Raw genomic sequence first — 20,881 nt, 5'->3', positions numbered from 1 at the left:
CCCGAAGTTAGGAGCCGGCCCCGGGCTACGACCATGGGTGTTCGCGATGAAGTCCTGGCCGGTCGTTGTGCCGCCAGCACAAAGGGTCGAAGACGGAGGTAGGTTCTCCGCCATGCTCGCCGACGCCGACGGGGCGGACGTCCTGACGATGGTCGCGGCCGTCGCCCGCGACATCGACGCCCGCCTCCCGGGGCTCACCGTGGAGATGACCGACTGGTTCGCCGAGGTCATCCCCGAGTTCCGACACGACGAGACGGTCCGCCGGCTGATGGTGGCCAGCACCTCGGCCAACCTCACCGAGATCGTCGACATGCTGGCGCACTCGATCCCCCTCGAACAGATCGCCGTGCCCGCGGCAGCGGCCGAGTACGCGCGCCGCTTCGCCCAGCACGAGCTGTCCCTGGAGGCGCTGCTGCGGGCCTACCGGCTCGGCGAGCAGATGTTCGGCCAGTGGGCTCTGGCCAGCCTGCGCAGGCTCGGCCTCCACGACAGCCCATGCGTGCTCGACGCCGTCGCCGAGCTCAGCAGCCGGACGAACCGCTACATCGACCAGGTGATCGAGGCCCTGATCGACATCTACGAGACCGAGCGCCGGCGGTGGACCACACGCACGGGGGCGGGCCAGGCCACCCGGGTGCGGATGGTGTTGGAGACCGAGCAGCTGACCGACGAGGCGGCAAGCGAACTGCTCGGCATCCCGATGACCGCCTGGCACCGCGCCGCCGTCGTGTGGACACCAGCGCCCGCCGACGCGACCTTCGACGACACCGTCCTGCAGGTCGGCGCCCGGGTGCTGCAGGAGGCCTCGGGCAGGTCACCGCTCGCGGTGCTCGCGGACAGCCGCACCCTGTGGGTCTGGCTGTCGGCCGCAGAGCCCCCGCCGCTGGACCTGGACCTGCTGCGGGCCCGGACCCCGGCCCGGCTGCGCATCGCACTGGGGGCGCCCTCCCGCGGGCTCGACGGGTTCCGCGGGTCGCTCGCCGAGGCCCGGCGCGCCCGGACGGTGGCCGAGACCGCCGAGGACCGGCCCGTCGTGACGGACTTCGACGACGTCGCCGTCGCGGCTCTGCTCACCGACCACTCGGGCGACCTCCGGCACTGGGTCGACCGGGTCCTGCCGGGCCTGACCGGGGACGACCCCGGCATCCGGCAACTGCGGGAGACGCTGCAAGTGTTCCTGGAGTGCAACGGGAGCTACACCCAGGCCGCGGCCCGGCTGCACCTGCACAAGAACACCGTGCACTACCGGGTCCGCAAGGCCGAGGACCTGCGCGGCCGCCCGGTGGGCGCAGACCGGCTCGCGGTCGAGGTGGCGCTGCGCGCGGCGGCCCAGCTACGCGGCAGGCTCTGACCGCCGTTGTGCCCCGGGCACAAGCCCGAATGGCCGATTGGTGGCGCTGTCCCATGGCGCCGGTCACAGCACCGTTCCTAGGGTTCCTCCCACGTCGTCGTGCGGCCGCGCTGCCGCCGGCGTCGTCGGGTCCGCACCGGTGCGGGAGATCCCCGCGCTCCCGGTCCGGGAACACCCGCAGACCAGACGCGCACCAGACCGACCGGCCCCGTTCCGGGTCGGTCGGTCCGTTTCCACCGCGCACCGCGCGGAGGAGAGGGGACTGAACGATGGGGTTCAAGACGGGGGCCTTCCCTCCGGTCGATCTCGAGACCTTCTTGGACAAGCCGCTGTTCGAGCGGATCAGGGCTCTGGCCCTGCACTGGGTGGAGTACGGCTTCGGCTCACCGAAGATGATTCCGGCGACCTACGTCGTGAAGCTGCTGTTCCTCTACATCCTCGTGGGCACCACGATGATCACCTGGACCTCCGGCGTCGGCCCGTTCTGGGACGTCGCGGGCTGGTGGAACCAGCCGGTCGTCTACCAGAAGCTGGTCCTCTGGACCGTGTTCCTGGAGGCGCTGGGCGTCGCGGGCTCGTGGGGCCCCATCGCGGGGAAGTTCAAGCCGATGACCGGCGGCGTGCTGTTCTGGGCGCGCCCGGGCACGATCCGGCTACGCCCGTGGAAGGCGGTCCCCGGCACGAACGGGGACACGCGGACCGTGTTCGACGTGGCGATCTACCTGCTGTTCCTGGCGTCTCTGCTGCTCGCGGTAGTGCTCCCGGGCGTGCCGAGCGCGTCGCTGTCGGCGGTACTGCCAGAGAACACCTCCGGGCTCGTGGCGCCGTGGCTGATGATCGCGCCGATCGCGCTGCTGATCCTCTGCGGTCTGCGGGACAAGACGCTGTTCCTCGCCTCCCGCGGTGAGCAGTACCTACCTGCGATGGTCTTCTTCGGTCTGCTGCCGTTCGTCGACCTGATCATCGCCGCGAAGCTGCTGATCTGCATCGTCTGGATCGGGGCCGGGGTGTCGAAGTTCGGCCTGCACTTCACCAACGTGGTGCCGCCGATGGTGTCCAACAGCCCCTGCATGCCCGGTCGCTGGATCAGGCGCGCCCACTACCGCGGCTTCCCCTCCGACATCCGCCCGTCGAAGCTCGCGGCCTTCATGGCCCACGTCGGCGGGACCACCGTCGAGGTGATCACCCCGCTGGTGCTGCTGTTCTCCACCAACCACTGGGTGAGCCTCGCCGGGGTGGTGCTGATGGTGGTGTTCCACCTGTTCATCACCTCGACCTTCCCGCTCGCGGTGCCCCTGGAGTGGAACCTGCTGTTCGGCTACCTCGCCGTGTTCCTGTTCCTCGGGTTCCCCAACCAGTCCGGGTTCGGCATCACCGACATGAGCTCGCCGTGGCTCACGATCGGCATCGCCGCGGCCCTGGCGTTCTTCCCGGTCCTGGGGAACCTGCGCCCCGACCTGGTGTCGTTCCTGCCCTCGATGCGCCAGTACGCCGGCAACTGGGCCTCGGCACTGTGGACGTTCACCCCCGGTGCCGAGCAGAAGCTCAACACACTGGCGCACCGGCCGACGAAGAACCAGGTCAACCAGCTGCAGGCCATGGGCTACCCGCCCGCGGTCGCCGAGATCACGATGCAGCAGACGATCGCCTGGCGATCGATGCACTCCCAGGGCCGTGGGCTGTTCTCCGTCCTCGCCGCCCGGCTGGACGACCTGGAGTCCCGCACCATCCGCGAGGGCGAGTTCGCCTGCAACTCGATCATCGGCTTCAACTTCGGCGACGGCCACCTGCACAACATCGACCTGATCAACGCCATCCAGCGCCGCGTAGGCTTTGCACCTGGCGAGTTCGTCGTCTGCTGGGTCGAGTCACAGGCCATCCACTCGCGCGTCCAGCGCTACCAACTCATCGACGCCGCCCTCGGCGTCGTCGAGCGGGGCGAGTGGAAGGTGGCCGACGCCGTCGAGCAGCAGCCCTGGCTGCCGAACGGGCCGATCCCGCTGAAGGTGACCTGGCGGGCCCCCCACCGGGTCACGACGTCCGTCGGCGACCCGGCCGGCGAAATCCGTCAGGGCACCTGACGGCCAGTGCTCCCCTGGCCCCGCCGTCCTGCGGTGGGGCCAGCTCCCTCGAACATCGGCGAGTCCTCGGCCCGCCTCCGGTGGAGCAGGTGGCGGCCGTCCCGGGGATGGTCGCGATGATCGCGGCCGGTTCTCAGAGGTTCTTGGTGCCATCCTTGTCATGCCGCCAGCCCACTCGGGCTGTGCGCGGGCGGGTCGACTGGCGCGATTGTGCGAAGCGCATTCAACGCAGCCGGTTTGCAGCTCGGCGGGCGTCGGTGAGCGCACGCAGCGCGAACGGCGAGAAGGTTTAGACCGATGGCACCGAGGGCGAAGACCCACCGCCATGCGCTGGGTCCCGTAGGAGCGATCAGCGCTGCGATGATCGACGTTCCAGGCGCACCAAGGGTGCCAAAGAAGACGAACATCGCGAAGAATCAGCCGCGCGAAAGTCCCGGGAACATCTCGCTGCGTAAACGAGTACGGCCCGGTTGTCGCATGGAATCCGACTCTGGTTAGCACTCTGCACTGCGAAGAGGATCGCAAAGTTCGGCGCGACCACACAGATCACTCTGACTGCAGAGTAGGCGAGAGATGCCCAGATTAAGACCGTCCTGCGTCCGACCCGGTCGACGAGACGGCCTCCCACCGCGGCGCCAATCGCCATACCGCAGAACAGGCTGAAATCAGCACGCCAACTTCCGGGATGGATCGGCCCAACTGCAGGCGAATAGCTGGAGCGAGGTATCCGAAGATAGTATTGTCGAAGGTCTTGATGAGGTAGCCAGCGCCGAGCAGGAGGACCCGCATGATGTGCGTCCGGGTGGTTGGAGGCCGATCCATCCGGCACGAGATCATGTAAGGACATCCGGGACTTGATCGGCCCGGGGTCCCAGGGTTCAGCGCTACTCATGATGGACATCCCGGCATGGCGCGGCTTGCTGGTGGGGGCGGCTGGCCGTCAGCCCGTCCATGACAATGTCCAGCAGGTGGGGGATCCGGGCGTGCTGCCGAGTGTCGAGGTGCCACAGGAAACTGACGAGCGGCAGTAACTCGTCTGCGCGGACGTCCTGACGTATCTCCCCTCCGTCCACGCCTGCCTTCAGGAGACTCTCGATGGCGGCCAGGATCCGGTCGTAGTGCTCACTGTGTAGTTCCTCGCGTGTAGCAGCCTCCAGTACCTCGGCAAGTGCGCGCTTCTTGCGACCGAAGACCGCCAGCTCGTCGAGCCACCGACGCAGAGCGACCGACGGACGAAACCCGTCAATCAGTCCTTGCGCGGCGTTCACTAACTGAGAGAAGTCTTCCTCATAGACCTCGAGCAGCAGAGATTCTCGTGTTGGGAAGTGCCGATACAGCGTTCCCTGACCAACTCCCGCAGCCTTCGCGATCGCTTGGAGAGTCGTCTCGCCGGAACTCTCAAGCGCCACTCTGGCCACCTCGAGGAGGCGGCGCCGGTTCTGCTCGGCGTCCGCACGTCGCTGCCGCCTCCGCGGACCAGCACTGGATTGCGAAGTGGACATGTGTCCGCTAACCTCTCCGTCGATCCGGACATGTGTCCACAACAGCGTACGGTAGAGGAGCTCGGATGGATGGGGTTGCAAACAAGGTCGTGGTAGTCGCTGGGGCCAGCAGTGGCATCGGCGAGGCAACGGCGGTGCAGCTGGCGCGGCGGGGGGCAAGGCTTGTACTTGGGGGGCGGCGAGTGGAACTCCTCAATGAGCTGGCTTCGCGGGTCGCAGATCTCGGCGGGGTAGCCGTCCCCGTACAGGCTGACGTACGGCGAGGAGAGGATGTCGCCCAGCTTGTGAGTGCCGCTCAGCAGGAGTTCGGTCGGTTGGACGTGATGTTCAGCAATGCTGGGAGCATGGCGGTGTCGAGCTATGACGAACTGCGCGTCGATGACTGGGAGCTAATGGTCGACACCAACATCAAGGGGGTGCTCCATGGCATCGCAGCTGCGCTCCCCGTGTTCCGCAGCCAGACGACCGGGCATTTCGTCCACACAGCATCTACGGCGGCTTACAAGGTTGTCCCATCACAAGCCGTGTATGCAGCGACGAAGTCGGCAGTGAAGGTTCTTACAGAAGGTCTCCGTCAGGAAGCTGGGCCAAACCTCCGTGTGACTCTGGTGTCACCGGGCTTCACCCACACAGAGGGCATCGGCAAAGGGGGCAGCCCGGCGACGGCCACGGACCTCATCGCCATGCGCGACGCGATCGCCATGCCGCCGGATGCGATTGCCCGTGCCGTCGCATTCGCGATCGAGCAACCGCCTGGTGTCGACGTCGGCGAGATCGTCGTGCGACCGACTGCGCAGGGCTGATGGTGCAAGTACGACGCTGGCCGGTGCTTGTCGCGTGCGAGCGCGATCTACCAGGTGCCGGTTGATCGCGAGCGGAGAGGGGACCGAGCACTGATGATCTCCTGTATCGGGTCACCTCGAGTAGTGGCTGAAGGCTTCGCGTGCGCAGAGAGCCCGAGGTGCCACGACGGCGAACTCTATTTCGCTGACATGTACGGCCGCAGTCGTTGCTGTGACCGAAGCTGGCCGTGCCTTATCGTCGCCGAGGCCGCTGAGCGTGCCGCTGTTCACCGGGTACGGGCTCAGCGGTGGGGCGTTCCTCAGCTCCAAGGCGGCCGCGTCGCTCCTGCTCTACAGAGCGAAGATGGTGACCGTCGGATCTCCGGCGCGCTGACCACGCAGGTCGTGACGAGGGCCTGCTGATCGGCGTGGCCCTGCTGACGGGGTCGCTGGGCGCCCGCCGGATCGTGCGCCGCCTGACCCCAGCGACTTCGCCTGTCTGATCGGCGGCGTCCTCGTCGTCGCCGCCGCGGGATCGTGCTCGGCTTGGCGACGTGACGTGGTTCAGATGCAGATCGCCGCGATGCCGGCCAGGACGATCGCGGTGCCTGCGAGCTTGCGTGCGAGGTGACCCTCGCCGAAGAGCCGCCAGGCCAGCAGCGACCCGACGACGATCGAGGACTCCCGCAGTGGCGCGACGAGGGCGACGGGCGCGCTCTGCATGGCCGTCAGGACCAGGATGTAGGCCAGGGGGGAGAGGACCGCGACGGCGAGGACGGGCCACCGGTCGAGGCGCAGGGAGCCGGGGACGTGCTCGCGCCTGCGGAGGGCGCCCGGGGTCAGGAGCAGGCTCTGCACCAGGTACGTACCCAGGAAGTAGGTCACGGGCGCCAGGTGCAGCGTGGTGACCGAGTGGTCGTCCCAGAGGGTGTAGCCGGCGATCGTGGCGCCGGTCGCGGCGCCCCAAAGGACACCCCGCACCGGACGGTCGCCGTCGGTCCGCCCGGGGTTGCCCGCCACGACAAGGATGCCCGCGACCACCGCGACCGCGCCGAGCGCCACGGTCACGCCGGGACGCTCGGCGAGGAGGAGGACGGCGAACAGCATCGTCAGGAGCGGTCCGGTTCCGCGGGCGACGGGATAGACAATCCCGAGGGCGAAGCGGTCGTATCCGGTCTGCAGGATCATCGAGTACGCCATGTGCAGCACGGCCGACACGAGCGACGCGGCGAGGAGTGACCAGGTCAGCGGCTGGGAGCCGGTCAGGACCGGCACCAGGCCGACCGGGACGCAGACCAGCGCCATCGCACCGGTGTAGGCCCAGACGAAGACAACCGTGTCGCCTTGCTTGTACTTCGAGACCGTGTTCCACACCGCGTGCGCCACCGCGGCGACCAGGACCAGGGCGACCGTGCCGGCCGGCATCAGACGATGTCGGGGAGATCGATCCCGGCATGCTCGGCCCGCCGGCTGCGATCCGGGTCCCGGAGCGAGAGCCCAGTCACCAACGCGTCGACGACGACGAGGTGGGCCAGCCGACTGCCGCCCGCCGCCACCTGGGTAGACAAGGGGGCGCCCCCGACGACCAGGGCGATCCCGGCGAGGGCCGCGAGGGGGGTGTCGTACTGGTTGGTGATCGCGACGAGCGTCGCTCCGGCGGAGGTGGCGGCGTCGGCCACGGCGAGGGTGGTGGCGGTGCGGCCCGTGGAGCTGACGGCGAGGACGACGTCGCCGGACCCGAGCAGGCGGGTCGCGATCATCGCCGACTCGTGGTCGGCGATCCGGACCACCCGCACGCCGAGCGTGCGCAGCCGGAAAACGGCGTCGGCCGCGACCGCGGCGGAGGTGCCCGCCCCGGCGACGAGGACCTGGCCCGCGCCCCGCAGCGCGTCGACCGCGGCCTCGAGGGCCACAGGGTCGAGGGCCCCGACGAGGGCGGTCAGCGCGTCTGTGCCGGACCGCACGGCGGTCTCGACCACCGTGGCCATCGGGGCGTCCCGAGCGAGCTCCCCAGGCGGCGCGAAGAACTCGGTCGTCCCGCGGGCCCGGGCGATCTCGAGTTTGAGCTCGGTGAACCCGCTGAACCCGATCGCGCGCGCGGCACGCACGACGCTCGGCGCTGACACCCCGGCGCGGTCGGCGACCTGCGCGGTGGTGCTCGTCCCGACGAACAGCGGGTCGGTGAGCAGCAGGCGCACGACCTTGGACTCGCTCGCGGGGAGGTCAGCGCTGCGGGCCTGGACGGTGCCGAGCCAGCGGGTGAGCGCTGTCGAAACCTGGTTACTCAGATTGCTGCTCACCTGAAATACGATAACATTCGACCATGGTGTCTGCAGAACCCTTTCAGAGCGTGGCGGTCGTGGGCCCGGGAGCCATCGGGACCACCGTCGCCGCGGCGCTGCACGAGGCGGGCCGGACACCCCTGATCTGCGGCCGGACCGCGCGGGACCGGCTCGAGCTGAGCACGGATGACGGCGACGTCGTGGTGCCGGGCCCGGTGCGGACGGATCCCGCGACGCTGCCGGGACCGGTGGATCTCGTACTCCTCGCCGTCAAGGCCACGCAGGTCGAAGCGGCGACGCCGTGGCTGACGGCGCTGTGCCACGAGGAGACCGTGGTCTGCGTGCTGCAGAACGGCGTGGAGCAGGAGGCGATGGTCGGCCCGCTCGTGCCCGGCCCGGTCCTGCCGTCCGTGGTCTGGTTCCCAGCCCAGGCCCGGCCCGACGGGTCGGTGTGGCTGCGGGCCGCGCCGCGCCTGTCCGTGCCCGACGTCCCGGCCGCCGCGATCGTCGTCCGGGCGATGCTCGGCACCAGGTGCGCGATCGAGGCCGCAGCCGACTTCAGGACCCTCGCCTGGCAGAAGCTGCTGCAGAACGCGGTCGCCGGGCTGATGGCGCTCAGCGGCCGGCGGGGCGGCATGTTCCGCCGGGACGATGTCGACGAGCTCGCCCGCGCCTACCTGCGGGAGTGCCTGGCCGTCGCCCGCGCAGAGGGCGCTGACCTGCCGGACGCGGTTGCGGCGGAGATCGTCGGCCGGTTCCGCAGCGGCCCGCCGGACATGGGGACCTCCATCCTCGCGGACCGCGAGGCCGGGCGGGCGCTGGAGTGGAGCGTCCGCAACGGGGTGATTCGCCGGCTCGGCCGGGCTCGTGCGATCCCCACCCCGGTCAGCGACGTCGTGGTGCCGCTGCTCGCCGCCGCGAGCGAGGGCCCCGGCTGATCCGCCGTCAGGACACTGCGACTGCATTTCCGGCGCGCTGAACACCAGCCCTACCGCCGACCGGCGCACATTCGGGAGCTGAGGGCCGCCACGAGCCGGGTGTTCACCTTGATTCGACGGCAACCTGCGGATCGTCGGCCAGCGCGGCGCGGACTGCGGGCCACGCGTTGTCGTCGAGTCCTAGGGCGGTGCGCAGGTACGCGGTTGTCGCCTGCTGCACGATCGCGACGCGTTCGGGGCTCTCGTCGGTGGTACGAGTGTCGTGCGCGCCCTGGATGCCGCCGAGGCCGTGCTCGCCGCCGGCCAGGGTCACCAGGTCCGTGGCGCCCGGCGCGAGGCGGTAGCCGTCGGTGAACCACTCTGGCCCGCGCACCGACAGTGGCGACTGGTCCTGATCGCCCGCGACGATGAGGCTGGGCGCCTTGAGATCAGTGAAGTCGGGGCTCATGAACGGGAAGTACTCCGCCCCCATCGGGGAGAGGTCGGCACCGCCGGTCCCCGGCAGGCACAGCAACACCGCCGCCCGCACTCGGGGATCGGTCATGCTCTCCCCCGCCACCCCCTGGGAATCGAGGACCCGGGCACCGACGAGCGTGCTCGCGGTCTGTGCGCCCCAGGAGTGGCCCGCGACCGCAATGCGGTCGCGGTCGACACGACCGTCGAGCCCAGGCACGGCGGCCTCGATGACGTCGAGCCGGTCCAGGATGCCGGTCAGGTCGTCGGTGCGGATGCGCCAGATCCGCGGGGTGCGCGGATCCGCGGGCGCGAGCCCGAGCGAGTCGAGGTGGGTCGGTTGGACGACCACGAAACCACGCGCGGCCCAGTAGGCGGCCAGCGGCACGTAGTCGTCCTGGGTCAGGGTCATGCCGTGCGAGAACACCACGACCGGCAGGCCGTCACCGGCCGCCGGGACCGTTACCCGCACCTGCAGATCGTCGCCGCGCTCCGGCGCCGCGATCGTCACCGGGCTCATCGACAGGACCGGAGCGGGCGCGGGCAGGACCTCATCGGGATGAGACATTTCTTGCTCCTCGAGAGTGGTGGAATGGCCCACGCCTGCTCAGGCGGGGGGCAGTATGCGAGCATCGGAGAGCGGATCAGCGATCCGATAACCAATATACGGAGCACCGTTCCGCTTCGCAAGTGTGCGACGGGAGGAGGCGCAATGCCCGGGAAGACACCGGCGACGAGCGGAGCAGGACCGAGGAAGCGGTCCGACGCCCGGCGCAACGAGCAGGCCCTGCTCGACGCGGCTGCCGCCGCCTTCGTCGCGACCGGTATCGACGCGACCGTCCGCGAGATCGCCTCGCGGGCCGGCGTCGGCATCGCCACGATCTACCGCCACTTCCCCACCCGGGCCGACCTCGTCGTCGCCGTGTTCCGCCACCAACTGGACGCCCTCGCCGCCGCGTCGGACGGAGCCGATGGTGGGACGCCGCTCGACGCGTTGCGCTCCTGGGTGGGCAGGTTCGCCGACTTCCTGATCACCAAACACGGCCTGGCCGAAGCCCTGCACTCCGACCAGGCCGGATTCGAGAGTTTGCACGCCGAGTTCGTCGACAGGCTGCTCCCCGTCCTCGACGCCTTGCTGCAGGACTGCGCCAAGAACGGGCAAGTCCGTGAGGACGTCCGCGCCTACGACCTCATGCTCGCGATCGGGAACCTCTGCATCGGCGCCGACACCTTCCCCGACTACCGCTCCCGGGACATGATCGACCTGCTCCTGACCGGCCTCACCGCACCGGGCGGCCACTGACCCGATCGACCGGGCACGATCACCCGCCATGCGCGACCTTGATCGAGGCCATCGCGTCAGTCGCGTCGACGGCCTCAGCCCCGTGCTCGACCGCCCACGCCCGGCGGTGATCGATAGGGTCCGCCGCCAGCACCCGGCACCGTCCCCTCCCTGCCGAGGCCGTAGTGGACGTCCTCCCACCCTCTGCCGGTGGCTGAGCCAGAGGTACCAGCGTGCGACTGCCAGGCGCCTGTTGCCCACAGCGGGCGTGGGAGACCAACTCGTCCAGCTGTTCCTCGAACGGCTTCGCGGTGCGCTCCGCCGCGGGCCGGACGCAGTCGACTACTGGCTGTCGCCCTCCGAGAGCTCGACCTAGGTGTGCTGTCCGGGATGGAAGGCTCACAACATGCCGAACTGCTCGGCCAGCACCAGAGACGAGTGGTTCGGTAGGAGCACGCCACCGGAGCGAGGACCCTGATCCGCTCGGTCAGCGAGACGATCCGCTTCGATGATCACGCTGGTTGCCGAGCCGGCTACTCCCGGCATGCCGTGATGCCCCGGGACCCAGTAGCGCCGGTAGCCGAGTCGGCCCGCACGCTGCGCCAGGTCGAGCGTATTCGCGAGGGCTACTCGGGCAGTCGATCCCTCGACGATGGGCACGGTGTCGAGCACCGAGCGCGGCACGCTAACCGGTCGCGGGAAGATCACCGGCACCCTCCTCCACTTCGCCGGCGCTGGCCTTTTCGAGCTCGCGGCCGACCCTGGCACGAGAGGCCTTGCCCCTTTCGGGGCCTCCGCCGTGCTCGAGCCCGGAGCCCTACAGCCCGCGACGTCCTCCGGCTCGTGGAGCAAGCACGCCGGTCGACTCGCTGCGATTCATCACGAGCGCGTCCGCGGCACCAACCGAACTGCCCTCGCGGAGGGGCTCGCCGTCAGCAGCGACACCTGGCCAGGATTCCACCGTGCTCGGCTCCAGTTCTGGTCCTCGGAGACCTTGGCGGGAACACCTTCGACCTCGGCATGTCGGGAGATCGCCACGCCGAGGCCGTCAAGCTCAGGCTCGCTTACGACCGGACACCGACGCAGTCACGAGCCGCTGAGGATGCCGTGGAGAACCCGGTCAAGCGAGGCTCTCTGCGATCGCAACCACATTCGCTGAAATCTCGTCGGCCGATGCACCCTCCGTCGGCGTCATCAGCGCCAAGGAGTCGACCACGCCGTCCCACCGGCGGATCGCTCGGCGTACGTCGTCAGGCGTCCCCGCTAGCGAGAACGTCTCAACCATCTCGTTGGAGACCGCGGCCACCGCGCCGTTGGGGTCCCCTCGATCCCACGCCGCGGAGATTACCGCGGCCTCCGCGCCGAAGCCGTGCATCTCGGCGATCCGAGCATGGGCGGGGAGACGCGCGTACCAGGCGATGCTGCGCCGAGCTCGCTCCCGGGCCGCTTGACGGTCGGAGTCGATCGAGCAGCGGGCCACTGCGACCGTCCGGACCGGATGACCGGCAGCCGCTCGGGTCCGCATGAGCTCGCGATATGGCGGATGGACGACGTCTTCGGTGTACCGCGGTGTCGCCGAGGGACTCAGAACGACGCCATCAGCACCGGTGAAGGCGAGCCTGACCATCGCAGGTCCCATTGCCGCCAGTAGGACGGGCGGCATCGGGTGTCCGGCGAGGTCGGCCCCGGAGAAGTTCTGCACGTTGAAGGAGTGGCCGTCGAACGACAGCGGCAGGTCAGCGCTCGCCCGCCAGGAACCCTGGACTATCTGCAGGTACTCCCGCATCCGACCGACGGGCCGGGAGTACGGCGTGTCGTGGTGGTCGCGGCTCGACGCCTCGGTCCCGACGCCGAGGCCGAACACGAAGCGTCCGCCCGACCACCTTTGGATCTCCGCGACACGCATCGCCGTCGCGACGGGCGTGGAATGCCACAGCGAGACGCAGGTACCGACATCGATGCGCGTCGTGTGCTGCGCGACGCACGCAGCGCGGACCTGCGAGTCTCGTGACAGCTCGTAGCACCAGATGGTCGAGAAACCCGCGTCCTCGGCCAGCCGGGCCGCGCGGATGTCCTCGTCGACCGGCTGGTCATCCGGGAGGACGAGCCCGAGCTTCGGAGCGCGCGGTCCGGTCATTCGGGTCGCCCCTGCTCCACGGGGGAGTCCAGGCCGAGCAGTGCGCGGTACTGATCGCCCAGCGCCTCGTGCCCCTCCACGAGGGTCGTCCGGCCGCGGAGCATCACGGCGCCGTGCGCGACCTCGTCGGGGACGGCATGCATCGACGGCTCGACGATCAGCACACCGACGCCGTCGTCCTGGAGCGCGACGATCGTCCTGAGCAGCTCACCGACGATCACGGGCGCGAGCCCCAGCGTCGGCTCGTCGAGGACCAGGATCCGCGGTCGGCACATCAGCCCGCGCGCCAGGGCCAACATCTGTTGCTCGCCTCCGGACAGCACTCCCGCGAGCGCACCGTGCCGGGTACGCAGGATGGGGAAGCGATCGAGGGCCTCGTCAACCACTCCCCGGTCGAGGCGCAGGGCGTCCGCGATCACCTTGAGATTCTCGACGACGGTCAGGCGCGGGAACAGCTGCCGTCCCTGCGGCACCAGCGTCAGCCCCAGCCTCGAGCGCTCGGCGACCGAGAAGCCTCGTAGGTCCTCACCGTCCAGCGTCAGCTGCGTGGCCTCTCCCGGGACAGCCCCCACCAGGAACCTGACCAGTGAGGACTTCCCCGCACCGTTCGGCCCGACGAGTGCGCACAGATCCCCGGCCCGCACCGTCAGCGTGGCCCCGGCGACCGCCCTGGCGCGTCCGTAGGTCACGGTGGCGCCGGTGACGCTCAGCTCCGCACTCATCACGCGACCCCGATGTAGCGATGACGGAACACCTGACTCGCCATGCAGTCCTCCACGCTCCCCTCGATCGCGACCTCGCCCTCCGCGATCAGCACCAGCGAGTCGGCGATCGAGGCGACGATGTCGACGTTGTGGTCCACGAGCAGCACGCCCTTCCCCTGCGCGCTCAGCTCGCGCAGGGCCGCGAGCACGCCCGCGACGCCGTCGTCGTCGACGCCCGGGAACGGCTCGTCCAGCATGATGAAGTCCGGTTGCTGCACCAGCGCGCGAGCCACCTCGGTCAACCGGAGATCGCCGAAGGACACCGTCCCGGCCGCGCGCTCGAGTCCGGACAGTCCGATCGACCTCGACACTTCCTCGACCAGGCCCCAATCCGTGGTGTCGTGCACCGCCGAGTGGAACCATTCGGCTGCGAGCCGGTAGGGCGACCGGAAGCGGGGTGCGGCGAGGCCGCACGCGATGTTCTCCCGCAGTGACAGGTCGTGCGCGACCTGTGGCAGCTGGAAGGTGCGTGAGATGCCCGCCCTGGCCCGCTTGGCGGGTCCGCCGCGGACTTCGGCGCCCCTCAGGTGGACCGCGCCGCGCGACTGGCGGGTGTTGCCGCTGATGATGTCGATCAGCGTCGACTTGCCTGCTCCGTTCGCGCCGACCAGGCCGACGATCTCGCCCGCGTCGACCGCGAGGTCGATCTTCTTCAGGGCCACGACGCCGCCGTAGAGCTTCCCGATGTCACGACACGCCAGCAGCTCAGTCATCGAAGCTCCCCCTCGACCGCCTCGCCCATGTCGACCATGTCGTCGCCGCGATGCCGAGGAGCCCGCCCGGCAGCAGGATGAGGATGAGCAGCGACGCCCCACCGAAGATCAGCGGTCCCGGCCCCTCGAGGAGTGACGAGGCCTCGTTGAGCAGGACCAGCAGGGCCGCACCGATGACGGCGCCCCAGGGGCTGGCGATGCCGCCGAGCATCGGCAGGAACAGGATCAGGAAGACGATGTCGTGGGAGAACGAGTCGGCCAGGATGAACTGGTTCATCAATGCGATGAACGTCCCGCCGAGGGAGGCGATGGCCGCCCCGGACATCAGCGACATCAGCTTCATGGAGCGGGTGGGGACCCCGGCGGCCTCCGCCGCGGCGGGCGACGCGCGGTTGAGCCTGACGGACAGACCAGGCAGTGCCCGGCGGAACCGGCTCAGGCACAGCGCGACCAGCCACACCGCCAGGAAGCCCACCGCGACGAGGAGCTCCCGGTCGAACTCCACCCCAAGGACCTCCAGCCGCGGGATGCCGCCGATCCCGTCCGCTCCGCCGGTGATCTCCGCGCCGGTGCTGCTGATCCACCGGTAGACGGCCAGGCCCGCCAGCATCGTCGCGAGGGCGAGATGGAATCCGGACAGATGAGTCGTGGCGAGGCCCACGACGAGCGCGAGCACCGCAGCGATTAGAGCACCGATCGGCACCGCCACAAGCAGCGGCAGGTGCGTACGGGCACCGACCAGGGCGACCGAGTAGGCCCCGGCCGCGTAGTAGGCGTTGTAGGCGAGGTCGATGTTCCCGCCGAGGAACAGCGGCACGTACATGCCCAAGGCCAGCAGCGAGTACATCGTGAAGGTCATGGCGATGTCGAGCCGGTAGGGCGAGGTGACCGCAAACCCGAAGTAGGCCAGGGCGAGGGCCGCGAGAGCGACGGCCGCTACGGTCCAGGTCTGAACCCCGAGCACTCTTCGGTCGCGCGGAAGAGCCGTCGCGATCTGCGTGGAGGTCATGTGGTCCTCACTCTCGTACTGAACAGTCCTTCGGGTCTGATCGCGAAGACCAGCAGCACAGCCGCCAGCATCAGGTAGTCGCGGCTCGCGCTGCCGAAGATCAGCGACGCCCCCGCCTCGAGGACGCTCAGCACAATCCCGCCGACCAGCGGGGCGTAGGCAGTGCCCGTTCCTCCGATCACGAGCGCGATGAATCCCACGATCGACAGCGTGACGCCCGACTGGATGGTCAGCCCGGCCTGCGGCGCGGCCAGCGCGCCCGCGAGCCCGGCGATCCCGCCTGCGGTGCTGGCCGTGAGCATGCGGATTCGCTGCACGGGGATCCCGAGGGCCCTCGCGGCGTCCTCGTTGTCACCGATGGCACGCGTCATCCGACCCGAACGGCCACGGGCGACCCACAGTCCGACGAGCACGACGACGGCCAACGACAGCACGATGGTGATGACGTCGTGCACACCGACGGTCTGACCCGCCACGGTGAAAGCGGAGTCCGTGAGCGGCCTCGCCACGACGGCCCGTCGGCCGAAGAGCATCCCCGCGAGTTGCTGCAGAACGAACAGCAGCGCCGCGATGGCCAGGACTACCACGAACTCGTCGCGGTGCCGGGCCGCGATGGGTCGGATCACAAGTGCCTCGGTCAGGCTGCCGAGTGCCGTCGCGACCACCACGGCCGCGACCAGCGCCAGAACCGGGGGCACGCCCACTCGGGTGACGACGCTGCCGTAGAGCAGACCCGCAACCATCGCATAGCCGCCGATCGCGAAGTTGATGGTGCCGGTGGTCCGCGCGAACAGGAAGTATGCGAGCGCCAGCAGCGCATACATGAGGCCCACCCGCACGGCCGAAAGAGCATCGATCCAATGAATGGCCATGAACGACTCCTTTGTCTGGGCCTGGAAGCGCTCCGCCCTACTGGGGCATCTGTTCGTCCTTCGCGACGACGGTGTGCTCGTTCTCGAAGACGACCGGGACGATTGCCCGCGCACTGGCGCCGTTGTGGTTCTCCGCGCTGAACGAGACGGTGTAGCCGGGCTGTCCGTGGGCGACCGGGAAGTCGCGGATGCCCTCGATCTCCTGGACCACTCGCGGCCCCTCGTCGGTGCCCGCGCTCTCGAACGCCCGCTTCAGCAGCATCACGGCGTCCCAGTGGGTCAGTGACGTCCAGGCGAGGTGACTGTCGCCACCCTGCGCCCGGGCGAATCCCTCGGCGACCTCCGTGGAGTACTTGTTGTCCGGTGACCGGAGATCCGCCGCCTTGGCCCCGTTGATAGCCGGGCCTGCGATCTCCACTGTCTCATCGGCCAGGGTCAGGTTGTTGGTGCCCCACTTAGGGGTCGTCGCCAAGCGGTCGCCTGCGTACTTGTAGAACAGGCCCTCCTCGGGCGCTGACGAACAGGTCGTGAAGACGACGGCGGGTGCCGCCGCGGCCACCCGTGACACCTGGGCCGTGGCATCCGTGCTGCCGACCGGGATCACCTCCTGCGCGACCACGGTCATCCCGGCCCCCTCGAGAGCGGCACGATAAGCGTCGGTCACTGCCTTCGACGACGGAGTGCTGTCGGCGACGAAGGCGACAGTCCGGTAGCCCTTCGCCTTGAAGAAGGAGCTGTAGACGGCCGCAATGAGCGTCGAATTAGGGGAGATCGTGAAGACGAAGTCGGCGTTCGGGTTCTTCACGATGTCCGCCGATGCGTTCGCCGACGCGATGCACGGAATCTCCTCCTCCTGACACACGACGCGTGCCTGGATGGTCGAGGCCGAGCTCGACGTGGTGATGATCGCCTTGGCGCCTGCACCGACGAGCTTGCGGGCTGCTTGGACCGCCCGGTTGGGGTCGTTCCCGTCGTCCTCGGTGACGAGCTGGATCGGTCGGCCTGCGACACCTCGGCTGTTGGTACCGAAGAGAGCCGCGATCTCTGCGGGGTACTCGCCCCGGTTCACCTGCTCCGCGGCGTACTCGATCATCCTGACGCCCTGTTGGGAGTAGAACGACGCGGCGCCCGAGGTGTCCTCGATGACGCCGATCACCAAGGGGTCCCCGGTGAGCCCTTCGGCTCCGGCGGGACTCGGTGACGCGCCGCAGCCTGCCAGCACCGCGATGGACGATGCCAGGGCCCCGACGAGCACCCACAACCTGTTTGATCTCATGATTCGGCCTCTTTGCCTCTCGCTGTGCCCCGGCGCGACTGTGGAACCACCCGCCGACGGCGGGCGGCGACGTTCACGGACTACGGCGCTGCCTCAGGACGGCACGCGATCTGCAGTTCGAGTCACCGTCGTCATGTGGTCGACGGCGTGGAAGCCGTCCCAGATGGCGTTGTCGAGTCGACGAGGCGCCAGACAGTCGCCGATGCGGACGACGCGCGGGTCGTCGCTCATCTGCCGATACAGGTCGTCGTTGACGACGTTCCCCGTCGCGAGGACGACGGTGTCGAACTCACCCAGGTCGACGGTGTCGCCCGCGAAGACGTCGTAGGCGTGCACACCCCGGTCCTGGATGGCCGAGATCCACGTATGGGGCCTGAGTTCGATGCCGGCCCGGCGCAGACGCTTGTACAGGAACTCCTGGTTGGGCCCGCTCCACAGGCCGACCGACATCGACCTCGACACAACGGTCACAGCGCGCCCGTGCTGGGCGAGGAACTCGGCCGCGGTAGTCGCCTGCCCCTGGAACTCGTCCTCGACGACGAGGACCCGAGCCCCGACCAAGTCCGGTGCCTCGAGGACATCCCATACGGACTTCACGTGGGGGAGATCATGCCCCTGCAGGGCCAGGACATCGGGGCGGGCGGTGGAGAAGCCGGTGCGCAACGGCCGCGATCCGGCCGCCAGGAGTACATGGTCGAATACCCTGAGGTCTGCGACGGTGGCGGTGACACCCAGCCGCACGTCGACCCCGAGGTCCGCCAGCCGACGGCTGAGGTGCTCGACGATCAGGTGGAGCTCCGCGCGGCTCGCGCAGCGGGAGGCGAGTTCGATCTGTCCGCCCAGTCTCGGACCGGACTCGAAGAGCACCACCTCGGCACCGGCCTCGGCGACCGTGACTGCCGCCTTGAGACCCGCCGGTCCCCCGCCCACCACCCCGACGGACCGATGCGGGAGGGCACCGTGGAACGGTATGTCCTCGAAGCCCACCCGTGGGTTGACCGTGCAGCTCATCGCCGCGCCCATCGCGCTCCGACCCACGCAACCCTGGTTGCAGCTGATGCACGGGACGGCACTGCTGAGTCGCCCATCCGCGATCTTCTTCGGCAGTGTGGGATCGGCGATCAGTGCTCGGTTCATCCCCACCAGGTCGGCCTCGCCGTCGGCCACCAACCGCTCAGCCATAAGCGGGTCCTTGACACGGGTAGCCACCATCACCGGCAGCGACACCGCATCTTTGATCATCTGCGCAGCGCTGACGAAGAGTCCGGCGTCGTGGGACATGTCGGCGATCCACAGGGGATAGTTCTCGTTGCTCGCCCCGCTGACGTTGAGGTAGTCGACCCCTCCCACCTGCTCCAGCAGTCTCGCGGTGATGACGGCATCGGCCGGCGTGACACCACCGGGGATCATGTCGTCGCCGTTGATGCGCACGCCCACGAGGAAGTCCGCAGGGACGGCCGTCCGGATGCGGCGCACGATCTCGCACACGATCCTCGCCCGACCCTCGTGCGACCCGCCCCACCCGTCGGTGCGGCGGTTCATCTGGGGCGAGACGAACTGGGCGAGACCGTAGCCCTGGGCGGCGAGGAGCTCGACGCCGTCCCAACCCGCTTCGGCCATGAGCCCGGCCGACCGCGCGAAGCTCGCGATCATCTCCTCGATCTCGAACGCCTCGAGCTGTTTCGGAGTCTCGCGGACGACCGGATCCGGAAGCGGTGACGCCGACAGCAGGGGCAGTCTGCTCTGCAGTGACGAGCCCTGACGTCCGCCGTCCCAGAGCTGTGCGACCATCAGCGCGTCGTGCGCCTGCACGGTCTGTGCGAGTCTACGATGCCCTTCGAGCGCCTCGGGGGCGAAGGCGTAGTTCTGAGCGCCACCGGTCTTCGAGCGGTCCCATGCGGCGAAGTTCCCCGCAACGATCATGCCGACGCCACCGGCGGCGCGTTCGGCGTAGTAAGCGATCTGGCGGTCGGTGACCAGGCCGCCGGCGGCGAAGTAGGTGCCGTGGGGCGGCGAGACGATGCGGTTCTTCACGGCGCGCGACCCGATCCGCGTGGGGCTCATCAGGTGCGGGAGCACCGTCCCGTCCCGCCATTCCTCGATCATAGCTGGTCTCCTTCCGACGTGGCGCTCAGCAGCGCACGTGCTGCGACGACCCTCGGCTTGATCTCGTCGACGCTCATGTCCGCGAACGGCGAACCCATCAGCTCGTCGCTGAGCAACTGCAGGTCCTTCACCAGCAGATCCACCTGGTTGTCCGAGAGCACGGCCAGACCGTCTCCGATCACGCTCGATCCCGAGGACGTCCGAATCACGCTGCACGCGACCGACGCGTCGATTCCACCCTCGTGCGCCGTGGCGAGCGCGACCGCTGCGGCCAGCGCATTGTGGGTCGCGAGACCATTGTTGATCAACTTGAGCAGGGAGGGCTGACCGACCGCATCGAGAGTGAAGGTCCTCGCGAAGAGATCACGGAGGAGGTCGCGCTCGAACTCGTCCGGCTCTGGGCCGGCGAGGAGACCGGTGAGCTCCCCCTGCGCCGCCTTGACCTCTCCGCCCGAGACGGGGAGCTCGAACAGGCGGAGACCTGCGGGCCCGCCGCCGATCACGGCACGTGCTGCGGACGGTGTCATCGTGGTGACGATGAAGACGCTCGCCCCGTCCACGAGGACCGAGGACACCTCCGGGCGGGAGAGCACCGATTCGACCTGCGGTGCCGTACGCACCGCGATCACGACGCAGCGGACGGTCTGCCAGTCGATGTCCTCGAACACGGAGACTGCGGGAGTCCCCGAACTCGCGCTCCACGCGCCGGCCCGCAGGGCGTCGACATCGAGTCCGACGACGTCTCTGTCGCAGTCGGCGAGCCGCCGGGCCATTCCGCCGCCGATCCCTCCGAGCCCGACGACCACGATCCGGGTCCGGTCCACGTCATGATCGTCCGTCAACGAGCACTCCCTCTCCGCCTCCGCGTCGAGGCGCTGCCTGCGGATTGATGTAGTCCTGTAGATGCGTGACCTTGCCGTTCCGACGGGTGATGAACCAGATGTAGTGCAGGACCACAGGCGTTCCGTCGAGGAGCCTGTGGTGGCCGGTGGCGCGCACGACGGTGTCGTCGCCAGCCTGAAGGGTCTGCACGTCGCGGAAGGTCCCGATCTCGAGGCGTTCGGCCAGTCGACTCATGTGGCGCGCATCGCCGCGTGGCCTTCCAACCTGCGAACTCGATGCTCGGGCGCCCACGGCAGTTCGTGGACGCCGTCCGGGGCGAACATGGCCAGCCATCCGTCGAGATCGCCGCCCGAAAGGGCGTCGATCGCCGTCGCGAGCCATCCCGGAAGTGTCGATTCCGTACTCATGACGGCCGCGCTATTCGGCGGCAAGCGCTTCGACACGCTCGCTGTGGAAGCGGATGGCTCGCGAGTGGTACCGGATGAGCTCG

20 protein-coding genes are annotated in these 20,881 nt (G+C 69.1%); 5 read left to right on the top strand and 15 right to left on the bottom strand.

The genetic code is table 11. The features are described from left to right. Positions 1 to 112 precede the first annotated feature (112 nt). Both LWC35_RS19645 and LWC35_RS19640 read left to right on the top strand, forming a co-directional pair. Entirely contained in the window at positions 113 to 1,351 is a 1,239-nt protein-coding gene (locus tag LWC35_RS19645; protein ID WP_232871609.1) for a PucR family transcriptional regulator, read from the top strand. Between the two features lie 269 nt (positions 1,352 to 1,620). After that, complete coding sequence (locus LWC35_RS19640) at positions 1,621 to 3,432, top strand: DUF3556 domain-containing protein (RefSeq protein ID WP_232871608.1); 1,812 nt, start codon at positions 1,621 to 1,623, stop codon at positions 3,430 to 3,432. Positions 3,433 to 4,316: 884 nt separating this feature from the next. Here LWC35_RS19640 and LWC35_RS19635 read toward each other — a convergent pair. Further along, on the bottom strand, positions 4,317 to 4,841 hold the full coding sequence (locus tag LWC35_RS19635) for a TetR/AcrR family transcriptional regulator (protein WP_232871607.1): 525 nt from the start codon (positions 4,839 to 4,841) through the stop codon (positions 4,317 to 4,319). A gap of 158 nt (positions 4,842 to 4,999) precedes the next feature. Here LWC35_RS19635 and LWC35_RS19630 point away from each other — a divergent pair, with 158 nt between their 5' ends. After that, the gene (locus tag LWC35_RS19630; RefSeq protein WP_232871606.1) at positions 5,000 to 5,737 is read left to right on the top strand and encodes an SDR family oxidoreductase; all 738 of its coding nucleotides are present in this window, start codon (positions 5,000 to 5,002) and stop codon (positions 5,735 to 5,737) included. A 543-nt stretch (positions 5,738 to 6,280) separates the two neighbouring features. Here LWC35_RS19630 and LWC35_RS19625 read toward each other — a convergent pair. Together LWC35_RS19625 and LWC35_RS19620 are read right to left on the bottom strand one after the other, a co-directional pair. Then, complete coding sequence (locus LWC35_RS19625; RefSeq protein ID WP_232871605.1) at positions 6,281 to 7,141, bottom strand: EamA family transporter; 861 nt, start codon at positions 7,139 to 7,141, stop codon at positions 6,281 to 6,283. After that, a complete protein-coding gene (locus tag LWC35_RS19620; protein WP_232871604.1) occupies positions 7,141 to 8,016 on the bottom strand; it encodes a MurR/RpiR family transcriptional regulator in 876 nt (291 codons plus the stop codon). The genes LWC35_RS19625 and LWC35_RS19620 overlap by 1 nt, the downstream gene beginning before the upstream one ends. Positions 8,017 to 8,039: 23 nt before the next feature. Here LWC35_RS19620 and LWC35_RS19615 point away from each other — a divergent pair, with 23 nt between their 5' ends. Next, positions 8,040 to 8,936, top strand: coding sequence for an oxidoreductase (locus LWC35_RS19615; RefSeq protein ID WP_232871603.1), 897 nt, complete (start codon positions 8,040 to 8,042; stop codon positions 8,934 to 8,936). A 103-nt stretch (positions 8,937 to 9,039) separates the two neighbouring features. On the opposite strand, the gene LWC35_RS19610 is transcribed toward LWC35_RS19615, so the two are convergent. Further along, the gene (locus tag LWC35_RS19610) at positions 9,040 to 9,957 is read right to left on the bottom strand and encodes an alpha/beta hydrolase family protein (protein ID WP_232871602.1); all 918 of its coding nucleotides are present in this window, start codon (positions 9,955 to 9,957) and stop codon (positions 9,040 to 9,042) included. Between the two features lie 144 nt (positions 9,958 to 10,101). Here LWC35_RS19610 and LWC35_RS19605 point away from each other — a divergent pair, with 144 nt between their 5' ends. Then, complete coding sequence (locus LWC35_RS19605; protein ID WP_232871601.1) at positions 10,102 to 10,692, top strand: TetR/AcrR family transcriptional regulator; 591 nt, start codon at positions 10,102 to 10,104, stop codon at positions 10,690 to 10,692. A 378-nt stretch (positions 10,693 to 11,070) separates the two neighbouring features. On the opposite strand, the gene LWC35_RS19600 is transcribed toward LWC35_RS19605, so the two are convergent. From LWC35_RS19600 to LWC35_RS19550, 11 genes are all read right to left on the bottom strand, one after another. Continuing rightward, on the bottom strand, positions 11,071 to 11,385 hold the full coding sequence (locus LWC35_RS19600; RefSeq protein ID WP_232871600.1) for an LLM class oxidoreductase: 315 nt from the start codon (positions 11,383 to 11,385) through the stop codon (positions 11,071 to 11,073). 406 nt (positions 11,386 to 11,791) lie between these two features. Beyond that, complete coding sequence (locus LWC35_RS19595) at positions 11,792 to 12,808, bottom strand: LLM class flavin-dependent oxidoreductase (protein ID WP_232871599.1); 1,017 nt, start codon at positions 12,806 to 12,808, stop codon at positions 11,792 to 11,794. Continuing rightward, positions 12,805 to 13,530, bottom strand: a complete 726-nt coding sequence (locus LWC35_RS19590) for an ABC transporter ATP-binding protein (RefSeq protein ID WP_232871598.1) — start codon at positions 13,528 to 13,530, stop codon at positions 12,805 to 12,807. The genes LWC35_RS19595 and LWC35_RS19590 overlap by 4 nt, the downstream gene beginning before the upstream one ends. Next, positions 13,530 to 14,285, bottom strand: a complete 756-nt coding sequence (locus LWC35_RS19585; RefSeq protein WP_232871597.1) for an ATP-binding cassette domain-containing protein — start codon at positions 14,283 to 14,285, stop codon at positions 13,530 to 13,532. Before LWC35_RS19585 ends, LWC35_RS19590 begins: the two co-directional genes overlap by 1 nt. Continuing rightward, complete coding sequence (locus LWC35_RS19580; RefSeq protein WP_232871596.1) at positions 14,278 to 15,294, bottom strand: branched-chain amino acid ABC transporter permease; 1,017 nt, start codon at positions 15,292 to 15,294, stop codon at positions 14,278 to 14,280. Before LWC35_RS19580 ends, LWC35_RS19585 begins: the two co-directional genes overlap by 8 nt. Then, positions 15,291 to 16,166 (bottom strand): branched-chain amino acid ABC transporter permease, encoded by an 876-nt coding sequence (locus LWC35_RS19575; protein ID WP_232871595.1) that lies wholly within the window; start codon positions 16,164 to 16,166, stop codon positions 15,291 to 15,293. The genes LWC35_RS19580 and LWC35_RS19575 overlap by 4 nt, the downstream gene beginning before the upstream one ends. 37 nt (positions 16,167 to 16,203) lie before the next feature. Beyond that, positions 16,204 to 17,421, bottom strand: coding sequence for an ABC transporter substrate-binding protein (locus LWC35_RS19570; protein ID WP_232871594.1), 1,218 nt, complete (start codon positions 17,419 to 17,421; stop codon positions 16,204 to 16,206). A gap of 114 nt (positions 17,422 to 17,535) precedes the next feature. Then, positions 17,536 to 19,548, bottom strand: coding sequence for an oxidoreductase (locus tag LWC35_RS19565; RefSeq protein WP_232871593.1), 2,013 nt, complete (start codon positions 19,546 to 19,548; stop codon positions 17,536 to 17,538). Further along, entirely contained in the window at positions 19,545 to 20,354 is an 810-nt protein-coding gene (locus LWC35_RS19560; RefSeq protein WP_232871592.1) for an NAD(P)-binding domain-containing protein, read from the bottom strand. The genes LWC35_RS19565 and LWC35_RS19560 overlap by 4 nt, the downstream gene beginning before the upstream one ends. Positions 20,355 to 20,373: 19 nt before the next feature. Then, positions 20,374 to 20,625: a nuclear transport factor 2 family protein gene (locus tag LWC35_RS19555; protein ID WP_232871591.1), complete on the bottom strand. Its 252-nt coding sequence runs from the start codon at positions 20,623 to 20,625 to the stop codon at positions 20,374 to 20,376. Then, positions 20,622 to 20,798, bottom strand: coding sequence for a nuclear transport factor 2 family protein (locus tag LWC35_RS19550; protein ID WP_232871590.1), 177 nt, complete (start codon positions 20,796 to 20,798; stop codon positions 20,622 to 20,624). The genes LWC35_RS19555 and LWC35_RS19550 overlap by 4 nt, the downstream gene beginning before the upstream one ends. Between the last annotated feature and the right edge of the window lie 83 nt (positions 20,799 to 20,881).

It is taken from the genome of Pseudonocardia kujensis (assembly GCF_021283305.1).
Classification (GTDB): domain Bacteria; phylum Actinomycetota; class Actinomycetes; order Mycobacteriales; family Pseudonocardiaceae; genus Pseudonocardia; species Pseudonocardia kujensis.
Note: the sequence above shows the minus strand (reverse complement) of the source record. Positions and strands in the feature narration are given on the sequence as shown.

What these genes read in the sequence shown, in the direction of transcription:
- LWC35_RS19645 (WP_232871609.1), top strand. Translation starts at nt 113, where the DNA reads ATGCTCGCCGACGCCGACGGGGCGGACGTCCTGACGATGGTCGCGGCC.
- LWC35_RS19640 (WP_232871608.1), top strand. Translation starts at nt 1,621, where the DNA reads ATGGGGTTCAAGACGGGGGCCTTCCCTCCGGTCGATCTCGAGACCTTC.
- LWC35_RS19630 (WP_232871606.1), top strand. Translation starts at nt 5,000, where the DNA reads ATGGATGGGGTTGCAAACAAGGTCGTGGTAGTCGCTGGGGCCAGCAGT.
- LWC35_RS19625 (WP_232871605.1), bottom strand. Translation starts at nt 7,141, where the DNA reads ATGCCGGCCGGCACGGTCGCCCTGGTCCTGGTCGCCGCGGTGGCGCAC.
- LWC35_RS19615 (WP_232871603.1), top strand. Translation starts at nt 8,040, where the DNA reads ATGGTGTCTGCAGAACCCTTTCAGAGCGTGGCGGTCGTGGGCCCGGGA.
- LWC35_RS19610 (WP_232871602.1), bottom strand. Translation starts at nt 9,957, where the DNA reads ATGTCTCATCCCGATGAGGTCCTGCCCGCGCCCGCTCCGGTCCTGTCG.
- LWC35_RS19605 (WP_232871601.1), top strand. Translation starts at nt 10,102, where the DNA reads ATGCCCGGGAAGACACCGGCGACGAGCGGAGCAGGACCGAGGAAGCGG.
- LWC35_RS19595 (WP_232871599.1), bottom strand. Translation starts at nt 12,808, where the DNA reads ATGACCGGACCGCGCGCTCCGAAGCTCGGGCTCGTCCTCCCGGATGAC.
- LWC35_RS19590 (WP_232871598.1), bottom strand. Translation starts at nt 13,530, where the DNA reads ATGAGTGCGGAGCTGAGCGTCACCGGCGCCACCGTGACCTACGGACGC.
- LWC35_RS19585 (WP_232871597.1), bottom strand. Translation starts at nt 14,285, where the DNA reads ATGACTGAGCTGCTGGCGTGTCGTGACATCGGGAAGCTCTACGGCGGC.
- LWC35_RS19580 (WP_232871596.1), bottom strand. Translation starts at nt 15,294, where the DNA reads ATGACCTCCACGCAGATCGCGACGGCTCTTCCGCGCGACCGAAGAGTG.
- LWC35_RS19575 (WP_232871595.1), bottom strand. Translation starts at nt 16,166, where the DNA reads ATGGCCATTCATTGGATCGATGCTCTTTCGGCCGTGCGGGTGGGCCTC.
- LWC35_RS19565 (WP_232871593.1), bottom strand. Translation starts at nt 19,548, where the DNA reads ATGATCGAGGAATGGCGGGACGGGACGGTGCTCCCGCACCTGATGAGC.
- LWC35_RS19555 (WP_232871591.1), bottom strand. Translation starts at nt 20,625, where the DNA reads ATGAGTCGACTGGCCGAACGCCTCGAGATCGGGACCTTCCGCGACGTG.
- LWC35_RS19550 (WP_232871590.1), bottom strand. Translation starts at nt 20,798, where the DNA reads ATGAGTACGGAATCGACACTTCCGGGATGGCTCGCGACGGCGATCGAC.